General features: G+C 72.3%; 24 protein-coding genes and 1 rRNA gene. 8 read left to right on the top strand and 17 right to left on the bottom strand.

The features are described from left to right. Positions 1-103: 103 nt before the first annotated feature. Entirely contained in the window at positions 104-1,471 is a 1,368-nt protein-coding gene (locus tag BZZ08_RS19410; protein WP_104633523.1) for a helix-turn-helix domain-containing protein, read from the bottom strand. 212 nt (positions 1,472-1,683) lie between these two features. Between BZZ08_RS19410 and BZZ08_RS39030 the strand changes: the two genes are divergently transcribed. Continuing rightward, positions 1,684-2,406, top strand: a complete 723-nt coding sequence (locus BZZ08_RS39030; protein WP_198601574.1) for a DUF4232 domain-containing protein — start codon at positions 1,684-1,686, stop codon at positions 2,404-2,406. Positions 2,407-2,455: 49 nt separating this feature from the next. Here the strand turns inward: BZZ08_RS39030 and hemB are convergent, their stop codons facing one another. After that, entirely contained in the window at positions 2,456-3,448 is a 993-nt protein-coding gene (hemB, locus tag BZZ08_RS19395) for a porphobilinogen synthase (protein ID WP_104633521.1), read from the bottom strand. Between the two features lie 112 nt (positions 3,449-3,560). Between hemB and BZZ08_RS19390 the strand changes: the two genes are divergently transcribed. Together BZZ08_RS19390 and BZZ08_RS19385 are read left to right on the top strand one after the other, a co-directional pair. Beyond that, on the top strand, positions 3,561-4,022 hold the full coding sequence (locus tag BZZ08_RS19390; protein WP_104633520.1) for a MarR family winged helix-turn-helix transcriptional regulator: 462 nt from the start codon (positions 3,561-3,563) through the stop codon (positions 4,020-4,022). Between the two features lie 79 nt (positions 4,023-4,101). Further along, positions 4,102-4,512 (top strand): SRPBCC family protein, encoded by a 411-nt coding sequence (locus tag BZZ08_RS19385; RefSeq protein WP_104633519.1) that lies wholly within the window; start codon positions 4,102-4,104, stop codon positions 4,510-4,512. Here the strand turns inward: BZZ08_RS19385 and BZZ08_RS19380 are convergent. Beyond that, positions 4,509-5,492 carry an NAD(P)-dependent alcohol dehydrogenase gene (locus BZZ08_RS19380; protein ID WP_104633518.1) on the bottom strand — a complete coding sequence of 328 codons (984 nt, stop codon included), beginning with the start codon at positions 5,490-5,492 and terminating at the stop codon, positions 4,509-4,511. The genes BZZ08_RS19385 and BZZ08_RS19380 overlap by 4 nt on opposite strands. 115 nt (positions 5,493-5,607) lie before the next feature. Between BZZ08_RS19380 and BZZ08_RS19375 the strand changes: the two genes are divergently transcribed. Further along, the gene (locus BZZ08_RS19375; RefSeq protein WP_104633517.1) at positions 5,608-6,312 is read left to right on the top strand and encodes a TetR/AcrR family transcriptional regulator; all 705 of its coding nucleotides are present in this window, start codon (positions 5,608-5,610) and stop codon (positions 6,310-6,312) included. Further along, positions 6,309-6,830, top strand: coding sequence for an SMI1/KNR4 family protein (locus tag BZZ08_RS19370; RefSeq protein ID WP_104633516.1), 522 nt, complete (start codon positions 6,309-6,311; stop codon positions 6,828-6,830). The genes BZZ08_RS19375 and BZZ08_RS19370 overlap by 4 nt, the downstream gene beginning before the upstream one ends. Positions 6,831-6,927: 97 nt before the next feature. On the opposite strand, the gene BZZ08_RS19365 is transcribed toward BZZ08_RS19370, so the two are convergent. The 5 genes from BZZ08_RS19365 to BZZ08_RS19345 form a co-directional block, all read right to left on the bottom strand. Continuing rightward, on the bottom strand, positions 6,928-8,625 hold the full coding sequence (locus BZZ08_RS19365) for a uroporphyrinogen-III synthase (RefSeq protein WP_104633515.1): 1,698 nt from the start codon (positions 8,623-8,625) through the stop codon (positions 6,928-6,930). Then, a complete protein-coding gene (gene hemC / locus BZZ08_RS19360; RefSeq protein WP_104633514.1) occupies positions 8,622-9,581 on the bottom strand; it encodes a hydroxymethylbilane synthase in 960 nt (319 codons plus the stop codon). The genes BZZ08_RS19365 and hemC overlap by 4 nt, the downstream gene beginning before the upstream one ends. Continuing rightward, a complete protein-coding gene (locus BZZ08_RS19355) occupies positions 9,578-11,317 on the bottom strand; it encodes a glutamyl-tRNA reductase (protein ID WP_104633513.1) in 1,740 nt (579 codons plus the stop codon). Before BZZ08_RS19355 ends, hemC begins: the two co-directional genes overlap by 4 nt. After that, on the bottom strand, positions 11,314-12,084 hold the full coding sequence (locus BZZ08_RS19350) for a redox-sensing transcriptional repressor Rex (protein ID WP_104633512.1): 771 nt from the start codon (positions 12,082-12,084) through the stop codon (positions 11,314-11,316). Before BZZ08_RS19350 ends, BZZ08_RS19355 begins: the two co-directional genes overlap by 4 nt. A 274-nt stretch (positions 12,085-12,358) precedes the next feature. Next, a complete protein-coding gene (locus tag BZZ08_RS19345) occupies positions 12,359-12,664 on the bottom strand; it encodes a glutaredoxin family protein (RefSeq protein ID WP_104633511.1) in 306 nt (101 codons plus the stop codon). Positions 12,665-12,784: 120 nt separating this feature from the next. On the opposite strand from BZZ08_RS19345, the gene BZZ08_RS19340 reads away from it, so the two are divergent. The 3 genes from BZZ08_RS19340 (at position 12,785) to BZZ08_RS19330 (ending at position 16,332) form a co-directional block, all read left to right on the top strand. After that, on the top strand, positions 12,785-13,726 hold the full coding sequence (locus tag BZZ08_RS19340) for an HAD family hydrolase (protein WP_104633571.1): 942 nt from the start codon (positions 12,785-12,787) through the stop codon (positions 13,724-13,726). A 314-nt stretch (positions 13,727-14,040) separates the two neighbouring features. Beyond that, entirely contained in the window at positions 14,041-14,835 is a 795-nt protein-coding gene (locus BZZ08_RS19335; RefSeq protein WP_198601573.1) for an ECF subfamily RNA polymerase sigma factor, BldN family, read from the top strand. A gap of 249 nt (positions 14,836-15,084) precedes the next feature. Next, positions 15,085-16,332, top strand: a complete 1,248-nt coding sequence (locus BZZ08_RS19330) for a DUF5667 domain-containing protein (RefSeq protein ID WP_198601572.1) — start codon at positions 15,085-15,087, stop codon at positions 16,330-16,332. Between the two features lie 40 nt (positions 16,333-16,372). Here the strand turns inward: BZZ08_RS19330 and BZZ08_RS19325 are convergent, their stop codons facing one another. The 9 genes from BZZ08_RS19325 to rrf all read right to left on the bottom strand — a co-directional run. After that, on the bottom strand, positions 16,373-17,440 hold the full coding sequence (locus BZZ08_RS19325; RefSeq protein WP_104633509.1) for a lysophospholipid acyltransferase family protein: 1,068 nt from the start codon (positions 17,438-17,440) through the stop codon (positions 16,373-16,375). 14 nt (positions 17,441-17,454) lie between these two features. Next, positions 17,455-18,516: an NAD-dependent epimerase/dehydratase family protein gene (locus BZZ08_RS19320; protein WP_104633508.1), complete on the bottom strand. Its 1,062-nt coding sequence runs from the start codon at positions 18,514-18,516 to the stop codon at positions 17,455-17,457. 164 nt (positions 18,517-18,680) lie between these two features. Further along, a complete protein-coding gene (locus BZZ08_RS19315; RefSeq protein ID WP_003948845.1) occupies positions 18,681-18,779 on the bottom strand; it encodes a 30S ribosomal protein bS22 in 99 nt (32 codons plus the stop codon). 109 nt (positions 18,780-18,888) lie between these two features. Further along, positions 18,889-19,101, bottom strand: coding sequence for a helix-turn-helix domain-containing protein (locus BZZ08_RS19310; RefSeq protein WP_004984898.1), 213 nt, complete (start codon positions 19,099-19,101; stop codon positions 18,889-18,891). Between the two features lie 129 nt (positions 19,102-19,230). Further along, entirely contained in the window at positions 19,231-20,046 is an 816-nt protein-coding gene (locus BZZ08_RS19305; protein WP_104633507.1) for a phosphatase, read from the bottom strand. A 236-nt stretch (positions 20,047-20,282) separates the two neighbouring features. Next, on the bottom strand, positions 20,283-21,455 hold the full coding sequence (locus BZZ08_RS19300) for an acetoin utilization protein AcuC (protein ID WP_104633506.1): 1,173 nt from the start codon (positions 21,453-21,455) through the stop codon (positions 20,283-20,285). Further along, complete coding sequence (locus BZZ08_RS19295) at positions 21,406-22,632, bottom strand: MFS transporter (protein WP_104633505.1); 1,227 nt, start codon at positions 22,630-22,632, stop codon at positions 21,406-21,408. The genes BZZ08_RS19300 and BZZ08_RS19295 overlap by 50 nt, the downstream gene beginning before the upstream one ends. A gap of 146 nt (positions 22,633-22,778) precedes the next feature. Then, positions 22,779-23,426 carry an HAD family hydrolase gene (locus BZZ08_RS19290; protein ID WP_104633504.1) on the bottom strand — a complete coding sequence of 216 codons (648 nt, stop codon included), beginning with the start codon at positions 23,424-23,426 and terminating at the stop codon, positions 22,779-22,781. 63 nt (positions 23,427-23,489) lie between these two features. Then, a 5S ribosomal RNA gene (rrf, locus tag BZZ08_RS40130) occupies positions 23,490-23,563 on the bottom strand; the annotation flags it as partial.

The raw sequence follows: 23,563 nt of genomic DNA, 5'->3' as shown, positions 1-23,563 counted from the left end.
CGCCTGACGAAGCGAACCGGTTTGGTGCTCAACAACCTATCTCCCGCCCCGACTTGCCGGTGCCCCGATGCCACCGGGGAGGTGGCACCCGGCCCGGCCCGTCTCAGCCGCCCTCGACCAGCTCCCAGGCGTCGCTGCCGAGGGGGTACGCGTAGGAGGAGTCGTCCCGGGAGGCGCTGGTGCGGAACGGCTTGCCGTTGTCGTCGATGCGCGTCGTGCCGTGCCGGCCGCCGCTGGACCACTCCAGTTCCAGTTCCCAGCTTACGTCGTGGCCGCTGGTGTGCGCGGCGACCTGGAAGACCTCGGGGTCGGACTCGCTGACGCTGTACGGGAAGTCCCGCTGGCCCCCGATCGGTGTCGCGGTCGGGGTGCCGAGGTCGAGCGAGACGTCGAAGGCCGTGGTGTGCACCTGGCCGCCGCAGCCGTTGCCCATCACGTACTGGTTCCAGTCCAGCGCCGGACCGCTGCGCTTCACCCGGACGTGCAGGTCCTCCAGGACCACCGTCTGCGGGCCGGTGCCCTGCACGGTGAGGACGACCGTCTGCCGGTTCGCGGAGACCGCGTTGAGGGGGGTGGCCCAGCCGACGGCGTCCTGCTGGGGCGGGGGCTTGGGCACGTTCTTCGGGCTGCGGTCGACGAGGAAGGCGTGGTCGCAGGGGACGTCCCAGTAGTACGGGGTGGTCGACACGGTGAGCAGGGGCCCGTCGACGGGTGCCTCGCGGCTCGGCGTGGCGGTGACCGGACGCGACGGTGACGCGGAGGGGGACCCGGACCGGGACGCCGAGGCGGACGGGGAGGACGTGGAGGCGCTCGCGCTCGGCGAGCCCGGCCCGCTCGCGCTCCCGGACACCGATGTGGAGGTCCGCGCGACGGCCCCGGCCGGTCCGCGCCGGCCGTCGTCGTCCGGGCCCGACACGAGGTTGGCCACGAGCGCCACGGCGGCGCTGACGGCGACGACGCCGGTCGCGGCGTAGAGCGCGGCACGCGGCACCCGACGGCGGCCCTCCGGGGCCGACGGCGCCTCCGGCACCGACCGGGCCGACAGCGTCTCCGGAGCCGACGAGGCTGCGGAAACCGGCGAGGCCGACGGGGCCGACGGGGTCGGCGACTGCGACGAGGCGCCGTCCGCGACCGAGCCCTCCGAGCCCTCGGCACCCTCTGAGCCCGCGGCGCCCTCCGCGTCCTCCGCGCCCTCCGCGTCCTCTCCGCCCTCGGTCTCCCCCTTCCGCACACCGCGCAGCGCGTCCGCGCGGATCCAGCGGCGGTGGAGTTCGAGCAGTTCCTCGGGCGTCGCCCGGCACACGCGGGCGAGGCGTTCGACGGGCGCGAACTCGACCGGGACCACCTCCCCGCTGACGTACCGGTGCAGGGTCGAGCCGCTCATGTGCAGCCGCTTGCCGAGTGCCCCGTAACTGAGCCCGGACCGCTCCTTCAGCTCCCGAAGCAGTCCCGCGAAGTCGTCCCCCGCCACCGTTCCTCCCTCTCCTCGCATCCCCGTACCGCATCCCAGAGGGACGTTGTTCCCGCAGGTCAGAGCCTTCCGGGCGTCCCACCGTCCCGCATGCTCCCCCGTCGCTGGCGGCCGGGACGATCAGGACCGCAAGCTGTGGTCATCCAAGCAGCCGCTCCCGCCGAACGGTCGAGCGGCTCGCCTCAACTCTCGCATCCCATGGGGGACCTGCCATGTCCGCACGCCGCATCACCCGTACCCGTCTGTTCGCCGCCACCACGGTCGCGCTGGCCGCGCTCTCCCTCACGGCCTGCGAGGGCGACGAACTCACGGGCTCCCCGGCGCCCGACTCCGCCGCCTCCGCGACGGCGGGCGCGAACAACGCCCAGCCGGCGGGCAGCGCGAAGGACGACACCAGTGAGACCGGCTCCACCGGCTCGAACGGTTCCGCCGGAAAGGACAAGACCTCGGACTCCGGCTCCGGTACCGGTTCCGGTTCCGACGCCGCGACCGGGACCGACGACAGCTCCGACGACTCCGACTCGGACGTCCCCGGCGAGTGCTCCGCGTCCGACGTGCAGATCACCGCGGCGAACGCCCCCCGGCCGATCAACCACCTGCTGCTGACCGCCACCAACACCGGTTCGAAGACGTGCGCGCTGCCGCAGTACCCGGCGGCACGGTTCGGCGAGGCCCAGTCGGTGCCGCCGGTCGCGGAGTCCAGCAAGCCGCAGTCGCTGACGACGCTGGCCCCGGGCGAGTCGGGCTACGCGGGCGTGCGGCTGTCCTCCGGCGACGGCAGCGGCGAGAACGGCTACGAGACGAACACCCTCACGATCCCCTTCGAGGACGGCTCCATCGCCACGGTCAAGCTGCCCTCCGGCGGCGTGTACGTCGACACCGCGCTGACGGTCACCTACTGGCAGACCGACGCCTCGAACGCGCTCGAGTACTGAAGGGGTGCGCGCAACCGCACCCCTTGTGTGAAGGGCCGCCACCGGTCGCTCAGCGCAGTGTGCGAGCGACCTCGGTGGCCCAGTACGTCAGGATGTTGCGCGCGCCCGCCCGCTTGATCCCGGTGAGGGACTCCAGGATGGCCCGGTCGCGGTCGATCCAGCCCTTCTCGGCGGCGGCCTCGATCATCGAGTACTCACCGGAGATCTGGTACGCGGCGACGGGCACGTCCGAGGCCTCGGCGACCTTGGCGAGGATGTCGAGGTAGGGCCCGGCCGGCTTGACCATCACCATGTCGGCGCCCTCCTCCAGGTCCAGCGCCAGCTCCCGCAGCGACTCGCGTGCGTTGGCGGCGTCCTGCTGATAGGTCTTCCGGTCGCCCTTGAGCGACGAACCGACGGCCTCCCGGAAGGGCCCGTAGAAGGCGGAGGCGTACTTGGCGGTGTACGCGAGGATCGCGACGTCCTCCCGCCCGATCTGGTCGAGCGCGTCCCGGACGACCCCGATCTGACCGTCCATCATCCCGCTGGGCCCCACGACATGGGCGCCCGCGTCGGCCTGGACCTGCGCCATCTCGGCGTACCGCTCCAGGGTGGCGTCGTTGTCGACGCGCCCCTGGCCGTCCAGGACCCCGCAGTGCCCGTGGTCGGTGAACTCGTCGAGGCAGAGGTCGGACATGACGAGCAGCTCGTCCCCGACCTCGGCCCGGACGTCACGCAGCGCGACCTGCAGGATCCCGTCGGGGTCGGTGCCCGCCGTACCGGCGGCGTCCTTCTTCCCCTCCTCCGGCACCCCGAAGAGCATGATCCCGGAGACCCCGGCCTCGACCGCCTCGGCGGCCGCCTTCTTCAGCGTGTCCCGCGTGTGCTGCACGACACCGGGCATCGCCGCGATCGGCACCGGCTCGCTCGCGCCCTCCAGGACGAAGGCGGGGAGGATGAAGTCGGCGGGGTGCAGCCGGGTCTCGGCGACCATCCGACGCATCACGGGGGTGGTCCGCAGCCGCCGGGGCCGGGTGCCGGGAAAGGATCCGTACGTCGTCATACCGCCTACGCTACGCCCGCCCCGCCCGTGCCTTTGCCGACGACGAGTCGGCCCGGGCGGGCCCCGGACGACGCTTGACCTCAACCGGACTTCAGCTTCTACGGTCGACGCCATGGACTACTCACACGGCGACGCCGAACTGGTCCGCCAGCCCATCGGCTACTGGAGCTGGGCGGCGTACAAGGCCGTCGTCACCCGGACCCGGGCGGCCCTGGCCGAGCTCGGCACGACCCAGCCCCAGTGGTGGGTCCTCGCCCAGGTCGGCCGTGCCGACACCCCGAAGACCCGCGCCGAGGTCTCCGGCGTCCTGCGGAACTACCTCGACGCGGGCCCGGAGGCGATGGAGTCGGAGATCGACGCGACGATCGCGGCGGGCTGGATCACCGAGACCGCCTCCGACGGCCCGCTCTCCCTGACTCCGGAGGGCAGGACGTTCTTCGAGAAGGCGGCCGCCGTCCAGGACGACCTGTGGACGGAACGCCACGCCGGAATCTCCGACGAGGAGTACCTGACCACCATGAAGGTGCTCCAGCGCTTCATCCACAACACGGGCGGCCGGGCCTGGCACCACTGACTGGCACCGCTGAGGGTGTCCGGTTCCGTGTCCGTTTCCTTCAAGGCGACGGCGACGGCGGCCCGCTACCGTCACCGGCATGAACAGCACCGGCAAGGAGTCGCGCCACCTCGGCGTCCACATCGACCGCTCCGCGACCGACGTCTACGCCTACGCCTCGGACCCGGCCAACCTGCCCGCGTGGGCCCACGGTCTCGGCGGGTCCATCGAGCGGATCGCGGACGAATGGATCGCGGACTCCTCTCCTCTGGGCCGGGTCACGGTGACCTTCACCCCGCCCAACGACCTGGGGGTACTCGACCACCACGTCACGCTGCCCTCCGGGGAGACCGTCCACAACCCGGTCCGCGTGATCGCCGACGGCACCGGGAGCGAGGTGGTGTTCACCGTCCGCCGGCAGCCGGGGACGACCGACGCCGACTTCGAGCGCGACGCCGGAACGGTCGCCGCCGACCTGGCGAGGCTCAAGCAGCTGCTGGAGTCCGACTAGGGCGTGCCGGCCGCCGGGGCCCGCCCGTCCACCCGCACGACGTGCTTGCCCCGAACGCCCCCGGCCTCCAGGGCCCGGTGGGCGTCGGCGACCCGGTCGAGCGGGTGGACGGTGTCGACGACGGGGACGATGTCGCCCCGCTCGGCGAGCCGGGCGGCCTCGGCGAGCAGCGCGCTGTCGGGATTGCCGCTGAAGAAGCGGATGCGCCCCTTGCCGTGCACGGCGGAACCGAGCACCGTGGCGATCCCCGTGAGCGGCCGGTCGAAGTCGACGGTGACGGCGACCATCCGCCCGCCCGGCGCCAGCAGCCGTCGCACCCGGGCCTGCTCGGTGCCGACGGTGTCGAGGACGACGTCGAAGCGGCCGAGGGTGGCCGGCGGAGTCCTGCGGTGGTCCAGCGCGTCCTCGGCCCCCAGCCCCCGCACGAAGTCGAGGTTGCGCCCGCCCGCGAGCGCGACGACATGGGCGCCCAGCAGCCTGCCGACCTGCACGGCGACACTGCCCACACCCCCGCTGCCGCCCCGCACGAGGAGCCGCTCACCGGGCTGCAGGGCGGCCTTGTCCCGCAGCGCGGTCAGCGCCGTGGTCGCGCCCGCGATCAGCGAGACCGCTTCCTCCGGGGTGAGGTTCTCGGGCGCCGTCGCGAGGTGCCGCGGGCTGACGGCGACGTACTCGGCCATGCTGCCGGTGCGCCGCCCCAGCAGCCCCCACACCCGCTCCCCCTCGCGCACCCCGGTGACGGCCGTACCGACTTCCACGACCTCCCCCGCGAAGTCGATGCCGCACCCCTTGGGAAAGGCCCGGCCGGTCACCAGGCGCACCTTTCCGGTCCGGTCGTGGAGGTCGCCGCCGTTGACCGCGGCGGCCCGCACCCGCACCAGCACCTCGTCGGGGCCGATGGCGGGCACCGGCCGCCGCCCGACGTAGAGCACCTCGGGAGGCCCGTAGCGGTCGAAGAGAACCGCCTTCATCTCACCCATGTCTCAAGATCCAAATCGCGTCCGGGAAGCACGGAGGCGAGGCCCGCGTCCGCTGCTAGGCTCACGCTAGAGCCATAAGTGGACGAGACCCTCCGCTTACCCGGAAGTGAGAAACATGCCTGACCAGCCCTCTCACAAGCCGCCCGCTCCGGCGGCCGGAGAAGCCCCGGCGGAGCTGCGCGCAGACGCCCGCCGCAACCGCGAACGCGTCCTGGAGGCGGCGCGCGAGGTGTTCTCCGCCCAGGGCGTGGACGCCCCGATGAGCGCGGTCGCCCGCCGGGCCGGTGTCGGCGTGGCCACCCTCTACCGCCGCTTCCCCACCCGCTCGGCGCTCGTCACCGCCGCCTTCGAGGACCAGCTGGCCGTGTGCGCGACGGTGTTCGAGGAGGCCATGGCGGACCCCGACCCGGGCCACGGCCTGTACACCCTCCTCGAAAAGGTATGCACCACGGTGGTCACCGACCGCGGCTTCGAGACGGTCTTCATCGCCGGCTTCCCCGAGGCCCTGGACTACGACCGGGAACGCGCCATCGCCGAGGAACGCCTGGCCCTCCTGGTCCAGCGCGCCCGCGACTCCGGCCAACTCCGCGAGGACTTCGACCCGGCCGACATCCCCCTGCTCCTCCTCGCGGTGAGCGGCCTGGCCGCCCAGCCCCCCACAACGGCCCTCCCCGCCGCCCGCCGCCTCCTCACCTACCTCTTCCAGTCCTTCCAGGCCCACCCGCCGTCCCGCCCGGGACCCCTGCCCCCGGCGCCGCCGGTGGACCTGGCGGGGCTGCACCGACCGGTGTCGGTGCGGACGGCTACCGTGCGGCCATGACCGAGACGCCCGGTGACGACCGCCGCCTGCCACCCGCCCTGGCCGAGGTGGCCCGCGTCGAGTTCGACTACGCCGACGGCGACGGAATCGACTTCGAGCCCTACGCCGCCTTCGACTCCGCCGGGGAGACCACTCGCTGGCTGCGCCGGTGGACGGGGAACGCCGAAGCCGACGGCTGCGCCTACCGCGTGTTCGGCCAGGACGGCGCCGGCGGCCGCGCGGCCCTCTGGCACGCACGCCCCGGCCGTCCCCTCACCGAGCAGCCCGTCGTGTACGTGGGGTCGGAGGGCGAATGCGACGTGGTCGCCGGGAACCTGTCCGACTTCCTGTGGCTGCTCGCCGACGGAACGGGCCCCGCGGAGGCGGACGAGGAGGGCACAAAGCGCCCGGACGCGGAACTCACCGCACTCGCCGAACGCCACGCCACCACCCCGCGCCGCCCGGCCGCGGACATCGTCAGGGAGGCCCGCGCCGCCTTCCCGGCCTTCGCGGAGGACCTCCGGTCGCTCTGCCGGTGAGCGGCCACCCGGGCCCGCCCGGCTCACGGTGCCGACGGCGGCCCGAACCACGCGACGACGACGGGGCGCCCCCGAACCGGGAGCGCCCCGCATCACCTCAGGTCGAAGACCGCCGTCTCCGTGACCCCGGCCGCCGCTCGCTGGGCCGGGTCACCGGGTCCCCCGCCTCCAACGCCGCCGCCCGGCGCCGCAGGCCGAAGTCGGCCAGGGCCTCCGCCAGCTTGAGGACGGACGGCTCCGGTGCCATGACGTCGACGCGCAGCCCGTGCTCCTCGGCCGTCTTGGCCGTCGCCGGGCCGATGCACGCGATCACCGTGACGTTGTGCGGCTTGCCCGCGATGCCGACCAGGTTGCGGACCGTGGACGACGAGGTGAAGAGCACCGCGTCGAAACCGCCGCCCTTGATGGCCTCCCGGGTCGTGGCCGGGGGCGGCGAGGCGCGCACCGTGCGGTACGCGGTGACGTCGTCGACCTCCCAGCCCAGCTCGATCAGACCGGCGACGAGCGTCTCCGTGGCGATGTCCGCCCGCGGCAGGAAGACGCGGTCGATCGGGTCGAACACCGGGTCGTAGGGCGGCCAGTCCTCCAGGAGACCGGCGGCCGACTGCTCGCCGCTCGGCACCAGGTCCGGCTTCACCCCGAAGGCGATCAGGGCGTTCGCCGTCTGCTCGCCCACGGCCGCGACCTTGATGCCGGCGAAGGCGCGGGCGTCGAGGCCGTACTCCTCGAACTTCTCGCGGACCGCCTTCACCGCGTTGACCGACGTGAACGCGATCCACTCGTAGCGGCCCGTCACCAGGCCCTTGACCGCCCGCTCCATCTGCTGCGGGGTGCGCGGCGGTTCCACCGCGATGGTCGGGACCTCGCTGGGGACGGCCCCGTAGGACCGCAGTTGGTCGGAGAGCGACGCCGCCTGCTCCTTCGTACGCGGCACGAGGACCTTCCAGCCGAACAGCGGCTTGGACTCGAACCACGACAGCTGGTCGCGCCGGGCGGGGGCGGAGCGCTCGCCGACCACGGCTATCACCGGGCGGCCGCCGTCCGGGGACGGCAGCACCTTCGCCTGCTTCAGCGTCTGGGCGACCGTGCCGAGCGTCGCCGTCCAGGTGCGCTGCCGCGTCGTCGTACCGGCGATCGTCACCGTCAGCGGGGTGTCCGGCTTGCGGCCCGCCGACACCAGCTCGCCGGCCGCCGCGGCCACCGAGTCCAGCGTCGTCGACACGACCACCGTGCCGTCGGAGGCGCCCACCTCGGTCCAGCAGCGGTCCGACGCCGTACGGGCGTCCACGAACCGCACGTCGGCGCCCTCCGCGTCCCGCAGCGGCACACCGGCGTACGCGGGCACGCCGACGGCGTTCGCGACACCGGGGACCACCTCGAAGGGCACCCCGGCGGCGGCGCACGCCAGCATCTCCTCGGCGGCGTACGCGTCGAGCCCGGGGTCCCCGGTCACCGCACGCACGACCCGCCTGCCGCCCCGCGCGGCCTCCATGACAAGATGTGCGGCATCCCGCACAGCGGGGGCGCCGACGATCGTTGACGCACCGTCAACAACCGTCAGCTGGGGCGCGCCTGTGCCCGGATCCGACGGATCGGTATCCGTGTGCACTTCCGACACGCCCTGCCTCGCATGCGTGCGTACGACGTCGAGCACCTCGTGCTCGGCGACGAGGACGTCCGCGTGCGCCAGCGCCTCGACGGCGCGCAGAGTCAGCAGTCCCGGATCTCCGGGTCCGGCACCGAGGAAGGTGACGTGCCCGTGTTCAGGACCGGCGGGAAGGGTGGTGGGGCTCACTGTGCTCGCTCCCCCATCAGACCGGCCGCGCCCTGGGCGAGCATCTCGGTGGCGAGTTCGCGACCGAGTGCCAGCGCCGCCTCGTGCGTCTCGGGCACGGGACCGGTGGTGGACAGCTGCACCAGCGTCGAGCCGTCGGTCGTGCCGACGACGCCGCGCAGGCGCATTTCCTTGACAATCTGCCCGTCGGCCAGAAGGTCGGCCAGCGCGCCCACCGGGGCGCTGCAGCCGGCCTCCAGGGCGGCGAGCAGTGACCGCTCGGCCGTGACGGCGGCCCGCGTGAACGGGTCGTCGAGTTCGGCGAGCGCGGCGACGAGTTCCGTGTTGTCCGCGGTGCACTCGATCGCCAGGGCCCCCTGGCCGGGAGCCGGCAGAACCGTGTCGACCGACAGGAAGTCGGTCACCTCGTCGATGCGGCCGACCCGGTTGAGCCCGGCGGCGGCCAGTACGACCGCGTCCAGCTCACCGCTGCGGACGTACCCGATGCGGGTGTCGACGTTGCCCCGGATCGGGACCGTCTCGATCTCCATCCCGTGGGTGCGGGCGTACGCGTTCAGCTGCGCCATGCGGCGCGGCGCCCCCGTACCGATGCGCGCCCCGCGCGGGAGGTCGGTCAGCTTGCGCGCGTCCCGGGCGACGACCACGTCCCGCGGGTCCTCGCGCTCCGGGACCGCGGCCACGACCAGGCCCTCGTGCTGCGCGGTGGGGAGGTCCTTGAGCGAGTGAACCGCGAAGTCCACCTCTCCCCGCAGCAGCGCGTCCCGCAGCGCGGCGACGAACACGCCCGTGCCGCCGATCTGCGCCAGGTGCTCGCGCGACGTGTCGCCGTACGTGGTGATCTCGACCAGCTCAACGGGCCGACCGGTCACCTGGCTCACGGCGTCCGCCACCTGGCCGGACTGGGCCATGGCGAGCTTGCTCCGCCTCGTCCCCAGCCTCAGTGCCTTCTCAGTCATGCCGGCCCTCGGTTCTTCTCAGTGGTGCTGTTCCCGGCGCGGGAGACGGAGGCCACCGTCTCCTGGTCGAGGTCGAACAGGGTGCGCAGCGCGTCCGCGTACCCGGCACCGCCGGGTTCGGCGGCGAGCTGCTTGACCCGCACCGTCGGTGCGTGCAGGAGCTTGTCGACCACACGCTTGACGGTCTGGGTGATCTCGGCGCGGTGCTTGTCGTCGAGCCCCGGCAGCCGCCCTTCCAGGCGGGCGATCTCGCCGGCCACCACGTCCGCGGCCATGCTGCGCAGCGCGACCACGGTGGGCGTGATGTGCGCGGCGCGCTGGGCGGCGCCGAAGGCGGCGACCTCGTCGGCGACGATCCGGCGGACCATGTCCACGTCGGCGGCCATCGGCGCGTCGGCGGATGCGTCGGCGAGCGACTCGATGTCCACCAGGCGCACTCCGGCCAGCCGGTGCACGGCGGCGTCGACGTCGCGCGGCATGGCGAGGTCGAGCAGGAAGAGCACGGGCTCGGGGCGCGGCGCGTCGGCGACCGGCTCGGGGCGGCGGCGCTCGGGGATGCGGCCGACGCGCGTCGCGGTCGCGGCGAGCGCGCCGATCAGCTCGGCCTCCGCCTCCGCACCGGTCCGGCCCGTCTCGCGCGGCCGGTCCACCGCCGTGCCGCCCGCGGCCCACGCCCCGTGCTGCTCCAGCGTCGCGGCGTCCATGCCGGCCACGGCGGCCTCGCCCATGACGGAGAAGCCGGACGGGACGGGGGACAGGTCCAGGGGGCAGTTCTCGTCGCCGCCGGCCGCGGTACCGGGACCCGGCAGTGGCGTTTCCGCACCCTGCCGCTCCTCCCGTACACCGGCGGAACCGGCGTCGGCCGCTCCGTCGGACGCGGCGGCGGGCGCGCCGGTGCGGCCCGCCACCGTCGCGGCCACGGCGTCGGCCGTGAGGACCAGTCCGGTCGCGCCGGTGCAGGAGACGGCCACGTCGGCACGTGTCAGCTCGACCGGCACCGAGTCCATCGGTACCGCGCGGGCCAGCACGTCCGTGTCGTCGCCCTCGCTCAGGATCCGGGCGAGCCGCTCGGCGCGCTCGAAGGTGCGGTTGGCGACCACGATCTCGGCGACCCCGGACCGCGCCAGCGTGGCGGCGGCCAGCGAGGACATCGAACCGGCGCCGATGACCAGGGCCTTCTTGCCCCGGGCCCACTGCTGGACGTCGGCTCCGGCGGACAGTTGCTCCAGGCCGAAGGTGACCAGGGACTGTCCGGCGCGGTCGATGCCGGTCTCGGAGTGGGCGCGCTTGCCGACCCGCAGGGCCTGCTGGAACAGGTCGTTCAGGAGCCGTCCGGCGGTGTGCAGGCCCTGGGCGCGGGCCAGCGAGTCCTTTATCTGGCCGAGGATCTGCCCCTCGCCGACGACCATCGAGTCGAGCCCGCAGGCCACCGAGAACAGGTGGTGGACGGCCCGGTCCTCGTAGTGCACGTAGAGATGGGGAGTGAGCTCCTCCAGGCCGACGCCGCTGTGCTGGGCGAGCAGCGTGGACAGCTCGGCGACACCGGCGTGGAACTTGTCGACGTCGGCGTACAGCTCGATGCGGTTGCAGGTGGCCAGCAGCGCGGCCTCGGCGGCCGGTTCGGCGGCGACCGTGTCCTGGAGCAGCTTGAACTGGGCGTCCGCGTTCAGCGAGGCCCGCTCCAGCACGCTGACGGGGGCGCTGCGGTGGCTCAGCCCGACGACGAGGAGGCTCATGCCGGCATCACGGCGGGTACGTCCCCGTCGGGTCCCTGGTCGGTGGAGGGCTGCTGCTTGCGGGCGGCGACGGGCGGCACGGCACCGGCGTCGCCCATGGCCACCTCGCCCGCCTTGCGCTGCTCGTGGAAGGCGAGGATCTGCAGCTCGATGGAGAGGTCGACCTTGCGCACGTCGACGCCCTCGGGGACGTTCAGCACGGTCGGCGCGAAGTTCAGGATGGAGGTGACACCGGCGGCCACGAGGCGGTCGCAGACCTGCTGGGCGGCGCCGGCGGGGGTCGCGATCACGCCGATGGAGACACCGTCGTCCTGGATGATCTTCTCCAGCTCGTCGGTGTGCTGCACCGGGATGCCGGCGACGGGCTTTCCGGCCATCCCCGGGTCGGCGTCGATGAGCGCGGCGACCCGGAAACCGCGGGAGGCGAAGCCGCCGTAGTTGGCGAGTGCGGCGCCGAGGTTACCGATTCCTACGATCACAACCGGCCAGTCCTGGGTCAGGCCGAGTTCGCGGGAGATCTGGTAGACGAGATACTCGACGTCGTAGCCGACGCCCCGCGTCCCGTAGGAGCCGAGGTAGGAGAAGTCCTTGCGCAGCTTCGCGGAGTTGACCCCCGCGGCGGCCGCCAGCTCCTCGGACGAGACCGTGGGCACCGAGCGCTCGGAGAGCGCGGTCAGTGCGCGGAGGTACAGCGGAAGCCTGGCGACGGTGGCCTCGGGAATCCCTCGGCTGCGGGTCGCCGGTCGGTGTGCTCGGCCAGTTGCCACGGTGCTCCTGCGGGTAGAGCGGGGCTGTAGGCGGTCATACGTCCCTACATGACCGCCCCGTCGAATGCAGGCTATGTCTTTGTGAACGCGTGCACAAAGATGGTGTCCGATTTGCCCGGCCAACGTGACCGGGGTCACGCGCCCCCGGCGCACGGGACGGGAACCGGCGCGCACACGCCCTCGTTCCTCACTCATCGGGGGCAAAGCCGCACACACTCCTCACGATCAACGCCCCCGAGACCTGGTCGCCATCGATCCTAAGCGACCATACGGACTACTTGTACTGATCGGTCAGTGCCTTGCGCAGCCGTTCCTCGTTCACACGCCAGAAGGTGTGCTGCCGGCCGTCGATCAGCACGACCGGAATCTGTTCCCAGTACTGGTCGTGGAGCTCGCGGTCCTCGGTGATGTCCTTCCCCTCCCAGGGGACACCGAGCTCGGCACAGACCTTCTCGACGACGAGCTGTGCGTCATCACACAGATGGCAGCCGGGTTTGCGGATGAGGGTGACGAGATGGTTCTCGGAGTGCTCAGGGGGCTGCGCGGGCTTCCGGCGGAAGAGGGGGCTCATGCCGGCCATTCTCGCGCGCGCGGGCGGCCCCCGGGCCTGAGGCCCTTTAACGGCACGGTCGCCCAGAGTTCACAGCCCGCGAACCTCTCGACTCCGAAGCATCCGAACAAACTGGCTATGCTCACGGGCATGGCCGCTCTTCGATGGCTCACCCCCCGTAGGCGCTCCGCCACGGCGCGGAGCGTGTTGGCAGGCGAGGCCTCGGCGGAGGCGGCGCGCAAGTCCGCGGAGGCCGCCGAGAGAACACAGGATGCCGCTCCCGGCACCGGCGCCACGGAACCGGAGTTCCCGGTGCACGGCGACGAGCGGGCGGCCGCCTTCTTCGACCTCGACAACACCGTGATGCAGGGCGCCGCGATCTTCCACTTCGGCCGGGGCCTGTACAAGCGGAAGTTCTTCGAGACCCGCGACCTCGCCCGCTTCGCCTGGCAGCAGGCGTGGTTCCGGCTGGCCGGGTTCGAGGACCCGGAGCACATGCAGGACGCCCGCGACTCCGCACTGTCGATCGTCAAGGGCCACCGCGTCTCCGAGCTGAAGTCGATCGGCGAGGAGATCTACGACGAGTACATGGCCGAGCGGATCTGGCCCGGCACCCGCGCCCTCGCCCAAGCCCACCTGGACGCCGGGCAGAAGGTCTGGCTGGTCACCGCGGCCCCGGTGGAGATCGCCCAGGTGATCGCCCGCCGCCTGGGCCTGACCGGCGCGCTCGGCACGGTCGCCGAGTCGATCGGCGGCGTCTACACGGGCAAGCTGGTCGGCGAACCGCTGCACGGCCCCGCGAAGGCGGAGGCGGTACGCGCCCTGGCGGCGGCGGAGGCCCTGGACCTGTCCCGCTGCGCCGCCTACAGCGACTCCCACAACGACATCCCGATGCTGTCCCTGGTCGGACACCCGTACGCCATCAACCCGGACTCCAAGCTGCGCAAGCACGCCCGCGAGCTGGAGTGGCGCCTGCGCGACTACCGCACCGGCCGCAAGGCGGCCAAGGTCGGCATCCCCGCGGCCGCGGGCGTCGGCGCGGTGGCGGGCGGCACCGCGGCGGCCATCGCGCTGCACCGCCGCCGCCGTTGATCCGGCCGTCGGCCCAATCGGGATGACGTACCCCCGGGACGGTCTCTCCAGTCCCCCGAACTCACATCGACCACAACACGCTCTGTAGTCATCCGGAATTCGAACCGTTCCGGTCACCAAACGATCATTCTGGCGCAGCTGATCGAGCGTCAATCGGGCACAGAAGCGACGTAATCGATGATTTGAGCAACTGGGCGTAGCAGTGCCTGCACGAAGCGTTATTCTCCTCAGACGCATTCCGGTACCCCACCTTCGCTACGACGGGTGAATGGTTCCGTACTGCACGTGATGGAAGCTCTGCCTCTGGGAGTCCCGTGTACCCACACGTCGGGGTTGACGCCTCGGGCCTGGCTACGCTGCGCGCAACGGTCAAATCAGCCCATGACCTGTTGCGCGGCTTCGTCCCCACCGCGTATGCCGTCCCCGCCCTCGCCGCGGCCACCGCGCCCGCCGGTCCGTGCTACGCACTGGCCGAAGGAAGCGCCGCCGTCGGCAGACGCGCGCGGTCGTCCTCGTCCGGGGCCGCCGCCACCACCCACCGCCGCCCCGCCGCGGACAGCGACAGCGCCCGCATGATGGAGCTGGTCGAGCGGGCCCAGGCCGGCGAGGCCGACGCCTTCGGCCGGCTCTACGACCAGTACAGCGACACCGTGTACCGCTACATCTACTACCGCGTGGGCGGCAAGGCCACCGCCGAGGACCTCACCAGTGAGACCTTTCTGCGGGCCCTGCGGCGCATCGGCACCTTCACCTGGCAGGGGCGTGACTTCGGCGCCTGGCTCGTGACCATCGCCCGCAACCTGGTCGCCGACCACTTCAAGTCCAGCCGCTTCCGCCTCGAGGTCACCACCGGCGAGATGCTCGACGCCAACGAGGTCGAGCGCTCCCCCGAGGACTCCGTCCTCGAGTCGCTCTCCAACGCCGCCCTGCTGGAGGCCGTACGACGGCTCAACCCGCAACAGCAGGAGTGCGTGACCCTGCGCTTCCTCCAGGGCCTCTCGGTCGCCGAGACCGCCCGTGTCATGGGCAAGAACGAGGGCGCCATCAAGACGCTCCAGTACCGGGCCGTGCGGACCCTCGCCCGCCTGCTCCCGGACGACGCCCGCTGAGAGACGCCCACCGAGGGCGCTCACCCTTCGCATTCCCCAAGTCACCACTGGTGAGGGTCTGTTGAGTCCGCGGTCCGAGCATCCACCGTCCGTAACCCAAGGGCCGCGCCGCTCGTTGTGCGGGATGCAGGCTCCCTGTGGTCACTCCCTGGCCGACTCCGATCACCCGATCGGATGGTTCCGGTCAGGGCGTGCAACCCTCAGGACCCCCTGGGGAGTCGACCGTGATGACGAGAGGAGGTGCCGCCAGTGATCGCGAACGTATCGGCACACCGGCGGGCGAACGCCTTCGCCCAGGCCCTGGAGGAGCAGTCGGATCCCGGGGCGGCGGCCGAGCAGTCCGGAGGGCCGGCGACCGCCGGGGCCAGCGCGGAACCGACCGAGCAGGGTCACCTGGTGACCCTCGCCCATGGTCTGGAGACGCTGCCCCGGCCGAAGCTGGATCCCGAGGTCAAGGTCGTCCAGCGGGCCCAGCTCGTGGCCGCCTTCGAGGCCATGCTGCAGGAGGGCACCGCGAGCGGCGGGGCGGCGGACACGTCGGTACCGGAGCAGCGGCGGGCGCGCGGCACCCATCGGGCCGCTCCGCTGAGCAGGTTCCGGCCCCGCTCGCGGCTGGCCAAGGGCCTCACCGCGGGCGGACTGAGCGTGAGCGTGGCCGCCGGGGCCTTCGGCGGAGTCGCCGCCGCCAGTTCGGACGCCCTGCCCGGCGACTCGCTCTACGGCCTCAAACGCGGCATAGAGGACTTCCGCCTCGGCCTCGCCGACGGCAACGACGAGCGGGGCCGGGCCTACCTGGACCTCGCCTCGACCCGGCTCAGCGAGGCACGCCGGCTGATGGAGCGCGGCCGCAGCGGCCCCCTCGACCACGAGTCCCTCGGCGAGGTCCGCCGCGCCCTGTCCGGCATGCAGCACGACGCCTCCGAGGGCCACCGCCTGCTCAGCGCGGCCTACGCCCTCGACCCGGACTCGCTGGCGCCCATGCAGGCCCTCTCCGCCTTCTCCCAGTCCCACCGGGAGACCTGGGGAGCACTGCGCGAGCGGCTGCCCGTGCAGCTCGGGGACGTCAGTGAGCAGGTGTCGTCGGTGTTCGACGCCATAGACGACGACGTGGCTCCGCTGGAGTCCATGCTGCCCAAACCGCCCACCGAGGACGACGACAGCGGGGACGGCGGCCGCCCCGGCGGTTCCGGCTCGACGACCACCGACACCCCGGGCTCCGGTCACTCCGCGCCGCCCCGCACCGGTGACGGCGGCACGTCCGAGCGCGGGCGTTCCCAGTCCGGCCGGCCCAGCGAGTCCGCCGACTCCGGCGACGAGAGCGACGGCCTGCTCGGCGGCGGCACCGGCGGCCTGCTCGACCCGCCGAAGGACGACAGCGACACCGCCTCCCCACCCACGGGCGGCCACACCCCGCCCACGGAGCCGGACGTCACCCTCCCGCCCCTCCTCCCGGGCCTCCTGCCCGGCCTGGGCATCGAGGCGGAGGACGCGGACTGAGCGGTGGGGCGCCCCAGCACCAGGGGCGCCCCACCTCGCCTCAGAAGAACACCGACCGCCGCTGCACCAGCAGCTTGTAGAGGGTGTGCTGGATCTGTTCCCTCACCTGGTCGGTCAGGTTGAACATCAGCACCGGGTCCTCGGCCGCCTCCGGCGCGTAGCCGTCCGTCGGGATCGGCTCGCCGAACTGGATCGTCCACTTCGTGGGCAGCGGCACCGCACCCAGCGGCCCGAGCCAGGGGAAGGTCGGCGTGAGCGGGAAGTACGGGAAGCCCAGCAGCCGCGCCAGGGTCTTGGAGTTGCCGATCATCGGGTAGATCTCCTCCGCCCCGACGATCGAGCACGGAACGATCGGCGCACCCTGCCGCAGGGCCGTGGACACGAAGCCGCCCCGCCCGAACCGCTGGAGCTTGTAGCGCTCGCCGAACGGCTTGCCGATGCCCTTGAAGCCCTCCGGCATCACCCCGACCAGCTCACCCTGCGCCAGCAGCCGTTCGGCGTCCTCCGCGCAGGCCAGGGTGTGGCCCAGCTTGCGTGCCAGCTCGTTGACCACCGGCAGCACGAACACCAGGTCCGCCGCCAGCAGCCGCAGGTGCCGGTCGGCCGGATGGTGGTCGTGCACGGCGACCTGCATCATCAGCCCGTCCAGCGGCAGCGTCCCGGAGTGGTTGGCGACGATCAGCGCACCGCCCTCGGCCGGGATGTTCTCCACGCCCTTCACCTCGACCCGGAAGTACTTCTCGTACATCGGCCGCAGCAGGGACATCAGCACCTGGTCGGTCAGCTCGGCGTCGTAGCCGAAGTCGTCGACCGCGTAGTCCCCGGTGAGTCGGCGGCGCAGGAAGGACAGGCCGGCCGCGACGCGCCGCTCCAGGCCGCCGTCCGCACCGCCGCCCTCCGCCGCCGGCGGGGCCGCGGGCGACGCGTCCGGCTCGGGCGCGGGGTCCTCGGCGGCGGCGCCCCGTACGGGCAGTGGCTGCACCTCACCCACCGGCCCCTCGTCGCCCGCCGGTGCCGACTCCGCCGAACCGCCCCTGCGCCGGCTGCCCGCGCCGCGGCTCCCCCGCGACCGGTCGTCGTCGAACGGAATGACCTTGGCGTCCGCCATCGTTGATGCGCTCCTCAGTTGGCGCTCTGCGTCGGGAGGTGACCGCTGCCCCGCAGGGACAGCTCCGCGATCCGGTCGACGGCCCCCGCGAGGGCCTCGGGCGGCAGCAGCCCGGCACCGCGGCCGCGGGCGAAGTCCGCGAACGCCCCGGCCGTCGAGTACTTCGGCCTGAAGCCCAGCGTCTCGCGCATCTGCGTGGTGTCCACCACCCGACCGTGGGTGAGCAGCCGGATCTGCTCGGGGGAGAAGTCCGTCATCCCCAGCGTACGCACGAGCGAGCCCGCCCAGGTGACCGCGGGCAGCAGCAACGGCACCGTGGGGCGGCCGAGGCGCCGCGAGCACTGGGAGAGCAGCAGCACACCGTCACCGGCGATGTTGAACGTCCCGCTGTTCAGCGTGCCCCGCCGGGGCTCGTGCGAGCAGACCCGCAGCACCTCGATCACGTCGTCCTCGTGCACGAACTGCAGCCGCGGGTCGTAGCCGAACACCGTCGGCAGCACCGGCAGTCCGAGGTAGGAGGCGAGCGGCGTGTCCGCGGCCGGGCCGAGGATGTTGGCGAACCGCAGCACGGTCACCGACACGTCCGGCCGACGGCGCGCGAAGCCCCGCACGTACCCCTCGACCTCGACCGCGTCCTTGGCGAAGCCGCCGCTGGGCAGGGACTTGGGCGTGGTGGTCTCGGTGCAGACGGCCGGATCGCGCGGGGCGGACCCGTAGACGTTCGTACTGGACTTCACCACCAGCCGCCGTACCGTCGGCGACTTCTGGCAGGCGCCGAGCAGCTGCATGGTGCCGATGACGTTGGTCTCCTTCACCGACGTGCGGCTGCCGCTGCCCAGCGGCGTCCCCGTCACGTCCAGGTGCACGACCGTGTCCGCCCGCGTCTCGGCGAGCACCCGGCCGATGGCCGACTGCCGGATATCGGCCTGGACGAACTCCGCGCCGCCCAGATGGTGCTCGGGCGCGACGGCGTCCACGCCGATCACCCGCTCCACCTCGGGATCACGCTGGACGCGCCGGACGAACCGCCCGCCCAGCTGCCGGGCCACTCCGGTGACGAGCACGACCTTGCCCAAGATCAGCGCCTTCCTTCCGCCTGCTCCCGCCCTGCTCCGGCCAACTTAGCCGGTAGGTGTTGCCCGGTGATGACCGACGGACACGGCAGATGACGAAAACACGACTGCGGCCCCCCACCGGATGCGGTGGGGGGCCACAGGACACGCTGACGGCGCAGCGTCGCTTACTTCTTGTTGCGACGCTGAACGCGCGTGCGCTTCAGCAGCTTGCGGTGCTTCTTCTTGGCCATCCGCTTGCGCCGCTTCTTGATAACAGAGCCCACGACTATCCTCGCTCACTTCTCATCACTCGGTTGGTGAGCGCCATGGGCCCACACGACCTACGAGGGGCCAGCCTACCGGTCCCAGCGCTGAGGTCGTAATCGAGGGCCGTCAGGCCGTTTCCACCCCCACGTAGCTCTCGCGGAGGTACTCGTGAACCGCTTGCTCCGGGACGCGGAACGACCGTCCCACCCGGATCGCGGGCAGATGACCGCTGTGCACCAACCGGTACACGGTCATCTTGGACACGCGCATCACCGAGGCGACTTCCGCCACGGTAAGGAACTGAACCTCGTTCAGAGGCCTTTCGCCAGCTGCAGCCATGACACACCTGAACCTTCCGCACTCGACGGCCACCGGCTTCCCCTTCCGGTGACTCTTCGTCGCTGCGTGCTCACTCCCCAATGTAGGGGCGGGTGATGCGAATGGGGAAGAGGTGCACCCATCGCTTCCCTACCGTGACAGACACGCCCGATTGAGTACGTAGCGGGTAAGCGGTCGGTAGTACTCAGACCGCACAGCGTCATCAAGTGGAACGGCGACGGACACGAACCCCTCGGCCTGACCGACGAAGAGCGCGGGATCGTCCGTATCGGCCGGACCGATGGCCTCGAACCCCAGCTGACCTGCTCCGCAGACCCACCCGTGATCCCCGATCACCAACTCGGGCAGCGGCCCGCCCCCCTCCGCCGCGGCCGCCAGCGCGGTCCGAACCGGCAGCGGCGAGTGCGTGTGTGCGCCGGGCTCACCACCGGCGCGCCCGGCACCGGGCTCCCGCACCAACGCGACTCCACGAACGTAGTCGAGGAGGTACGTGCGTAGACCGAACCGGGTCGTTATGTCGACAGAGCGACCCTGCGCCGGGGTGAGGACAGCACATCCCGCCGCCGACAGCGCCTCGGCCAAGGCGACGTAGAAGCCGAGCAGTCGATGCGGGTGCCCGGTGCCGAGCAGCACCGGGGCACGACGCCCGGCGGCCGCCGCGAGCCGGTCGGCGAAGGCGTCCAGCGCCGCGAGGGTCCGGTCCGGGTCGATCACGTCCTGACCCGAGGTGTCGCGCGGATCGGCCGAAACCCCGCACCTCTCCGCCATCAGTCCCAGCAGCTCCCGCGGCCCCCAGGCCCGCAACGGGTCGATCCCGAGCAGCACCCGGGGATCCCGCGCGGCGAACAACCGGTAACTCCGCAGACTCACCTCCCGAGAGGTCGCCACCACCCCGGCCAGCCGAACATCAAGAAGATGAGCCCGAAGAGCTCCACGGGTCAGCACACCTCCGATGCTGCCGTGCCGCTCGGCGAGCGGAGCAGGAAACGGAAGAATCTACGCACGGTCGGCGTAACACCCGTGCCGCCCGTCGCCGCGGGCAGTCGTGCCGCTGGGGCGGCACGGGTGGGCGATGGGGGTACCTCCCAGGCCGTTCAGGCACTGGGGGAGACACCCGGCCAGCGCCGGTTCGCGCCCCCGGCCCCCGCCCAGCACCAACGCCGGGCAACCAGGAAACCGCCCTACGCCAACAACCCCCGCAACGGAAACACCGCCCGCCGAGCCGCCCGCACCGCCTGGTCCAACCGATCCGCCGGGTCGTACCCCGCCTCCCACGAGGCGTACGACACCGGCCACCGCCCATCGGTCATCCGCTGCGGCCCCAGCTGCCGCGTCCGCGCGAACACCTCCTGCCGCCACCCCTCCGGAATCACCGTCTCCGGCTCCACCGGCCGCCCCGCCGCGATCCCCACCAGGTGGGTCCACGACCGCGGCACCACCTCCACCACCGCGTATCCGCCCCCGCCGAGCGCCACCCACCGCCCCCCGGCGTACTCGTGCGCGAAGTCATGGCACGCCACCTGCACCGCCCGCTGCGCGTCCAGCGACACCGCCAGATGCGCCAGCGGATCCTCGAAGTGCGTATCGGCACCGTGCTGCGTCACCAATACCTGCGGCCGGAACTCCGCGAGGACCTCCGGCACCACCGCGTGGAACGCCCGCAGCCACCCCGCGTCCCCGGTCCCCGCCGGCAGCGCGACGTTCACGGCCGACCCCTCGGCGCAGTCCGCCCCCGTCTCCTCCGGCCACCCGGTCTGCGGGAACAGCGTCGCCGGATGCTCGTGCAGCGACACCGTCAGCACCCGCGGGTCCTCCCAGAACGCCGCCTGCACCCCGTCCCCGTGATGCACGTCGACATCCACGTACGCGACCCGCTCGGCCCCCAGCTCCAGCAGCCGCGCGATGGCCAGCGCCGCGTCGTTGTACACGCAGAACCCGGACGCCGCGCCCGGCATCGCGTGGTGCAGCCCGCCCGCGAAGTTCACCGCGTGCAGCGCTTCCCCCCGCCACACCGCCTCCGCCGCCCCCACCGACTGCCCGGCGATCAGCGCGGACACCTCGTGCATCCCCGCGAAGGCCGGATCGTCGATCGTCCCGAGCCCGTACGACCCGTCCGCCGATCCCGGGTCGGCCGACGCCGCCTTCACCGCGTCGATGTAGTCCTCGCGGTGGACGAGCCGCAACGTCGACTCCCCGGCCGGGCGCGCCGCGACGACCTCCGCCTCCCGGTCGAGCCCGAGGGCACCGACCAGACTCCGGGTCAGGGCGAGCCGGACCGGGTCCATCGGATGCTCCGGTCCAAAGTCATAGCCCGTTACTGCCTCGTCCCACATCAGCTGTGCGCGGCCGCTCATGACCGCCACCGTATCGGTCCGGTCGAGCCTCGAACGACCTGGCGTACACGACCGTCACCAGCACCAACACCATCGGCACGAGCATCGCCCCGCGATAACTCCAGGCGTCCCCCAGCGCCCCCACCAGCGGCGAACCGATCAGGAAACCGACGTAGTTGAACACATTGAGCCGCGCCACCGCGGCGTCGGACGCCCCCGGACGACCGTCCTTCTCCGCCGCCAGCCGCCCCGCCGCCGCGAACGTCTGCGGCACCAGCACACACAGCCCGAGACCCAGCAGCGTGAACCCGAGCATCCCCACCCAGGCCCCCGGCGCCGACGCCACCACGACGAACCCGCCCGCCGCGACGACCGCCCCGCCCCGCACCACCGTCGCGGCGCCGAACCGCCGCACCCCGAAGTCCCCGACGGCCCGCCCCACCAGCGTGGTCACCATGTAGACGTTGTACGGCACGGTGGCCAGCTGCTCCGAACTCCCCAGCACGTCCTGGAGGTACTTCGCGCTCCAGTTGGAGACGGTCGAGTCCCCGATGTACGCGAACGTCATCACCAGGCACAGCGGCAGCAGCACCTTGAAGGCGACGCCCCCGCCCGCGTCCGTGCCCTCCGCGCCGGCCCGCTCCCCGTCGACGTACCACCGGCTCCCCACCAGCGCGGCCGGCAACAGCAGCACCACGACCGGCAGATACGACACCCACAGCGCCAGGTCCCAGTGCGCGCCCGCCCACGCCAGCGAGGCCCCCAGAATCCCGCCCAGGCTGTACGCCGCGTGGAACCCGAGCATGATGCTGCGCCCGTACGCCCGTTGCAGGCTCACCCCGAGCATGTTCATCGAGGCGTCCAGCGCGCCCACGGCCAGCCCGAAGACGGCCAGGGCGACGGCCAGCAGCGCCACCCGGTCCCCCGCCCCGACGCCGAGCAGCGCCAGCAGCACCACCGGCTGGGACCAGCGCAGCAGCCGGCTCGGCCGCACCCGCCGCACCAGGCGCTCGCTCACCACACTCCCGACGCCGGCCAGGATCGGCACGGCGGCGAGGAAGGCGGGCAGCAGCGCGTCGGAGACGCCGTACCGGTCCTGGATGGCCGGGATGCGCGTCACCAGCAGCGCGAAGGCGACCCCTTGGGCGAAGAAGCCGAACGCGAGCGAGGCCCTGCCGCGCCGCAGCACATCAGTCATGGCGGCGAGCGTAGGGCCCCGGCTTACCCGTGGGTAGATCCAATCAAAGATGAATTCTTCTCAGCTTCCAGCACTCAGCTTCGCGGCCGAGCAGGGTCCCGCAGGAGAAACAACCGTCCGGAACAGCGCATGCCGAATGTCAGGCGTCAGCCGCGCAGCAGATCGGCCAGCTCCCCCATGTCCCCGAAGAGCCGAGTCGCCCCGGCGAGCCGGTCGGCGGGCGTCATCGCGGTGAACCCGTACACGTCCATACCGGCCGCGACGGCGGCCCGCACACCGAGCGGACTGTCCTCGACCACGACACACCGCTCCGGCGCCACTCCCATCCGCTCCGCCGCGTGCAGGAACAGATCCGGCGCCGGCTTCCCCCGCCCCACGTCCTGGGAACTGAAGATCCGCTCGTCCTCGAACCACCGGTCCAGCCCGGTCTTCCGGTGTCCCACCCGAATCCGCTCATGACTCCCGGACGAGGCCAGGCAGTACGCCACCCCGTCCGCGGCCAGCTTCTCCAGCACCCCGACGGCTCCGGGAACCGGCTCCAGCTCCCGCACGAAGGCGGCGAACACCCGCCCGTGAAACACGTCGTCGAAGTCCACGGGCAAGCTCCGTCCCGTCCGCTCCAGGACGAGGTCGTGCACGCGGTGCATGGCGGCCCCCATGTAGTCCCGCAGCGAGTCCTCGTAGGACGTCGGGTGCCCCAGCTCGGTGAGATAGCCGGCGAGCAGCCGATTGGAGATCGGCTCACTGTCGACGAGAACACCGTCGTTGTCGAAGATAACCAGGTCGTAGCGCATACAGAGACCCTAAACGCAGAAAACCCCGCACCGTTTCCGGTGCGGGGTTTCCTCGCAATAATTGTTCGGCGGCGTCCTACTCTCCCACAGGGTCCCCCCTGCAGTACCATCGGCGCTGTAAGGCTTAGCTTCCGGGT

The organism is Streptomyces sp. MH60, assembly GCF_002939385.1.
Lineage (GTDB): Bacteria > Actinomycetota > Actinomycetes > Streptomycetales > Streptomycetaceae > Streptomyces.
This window is presented reverse-complemented; position numbering and strand designations above follow the sequence as displayed.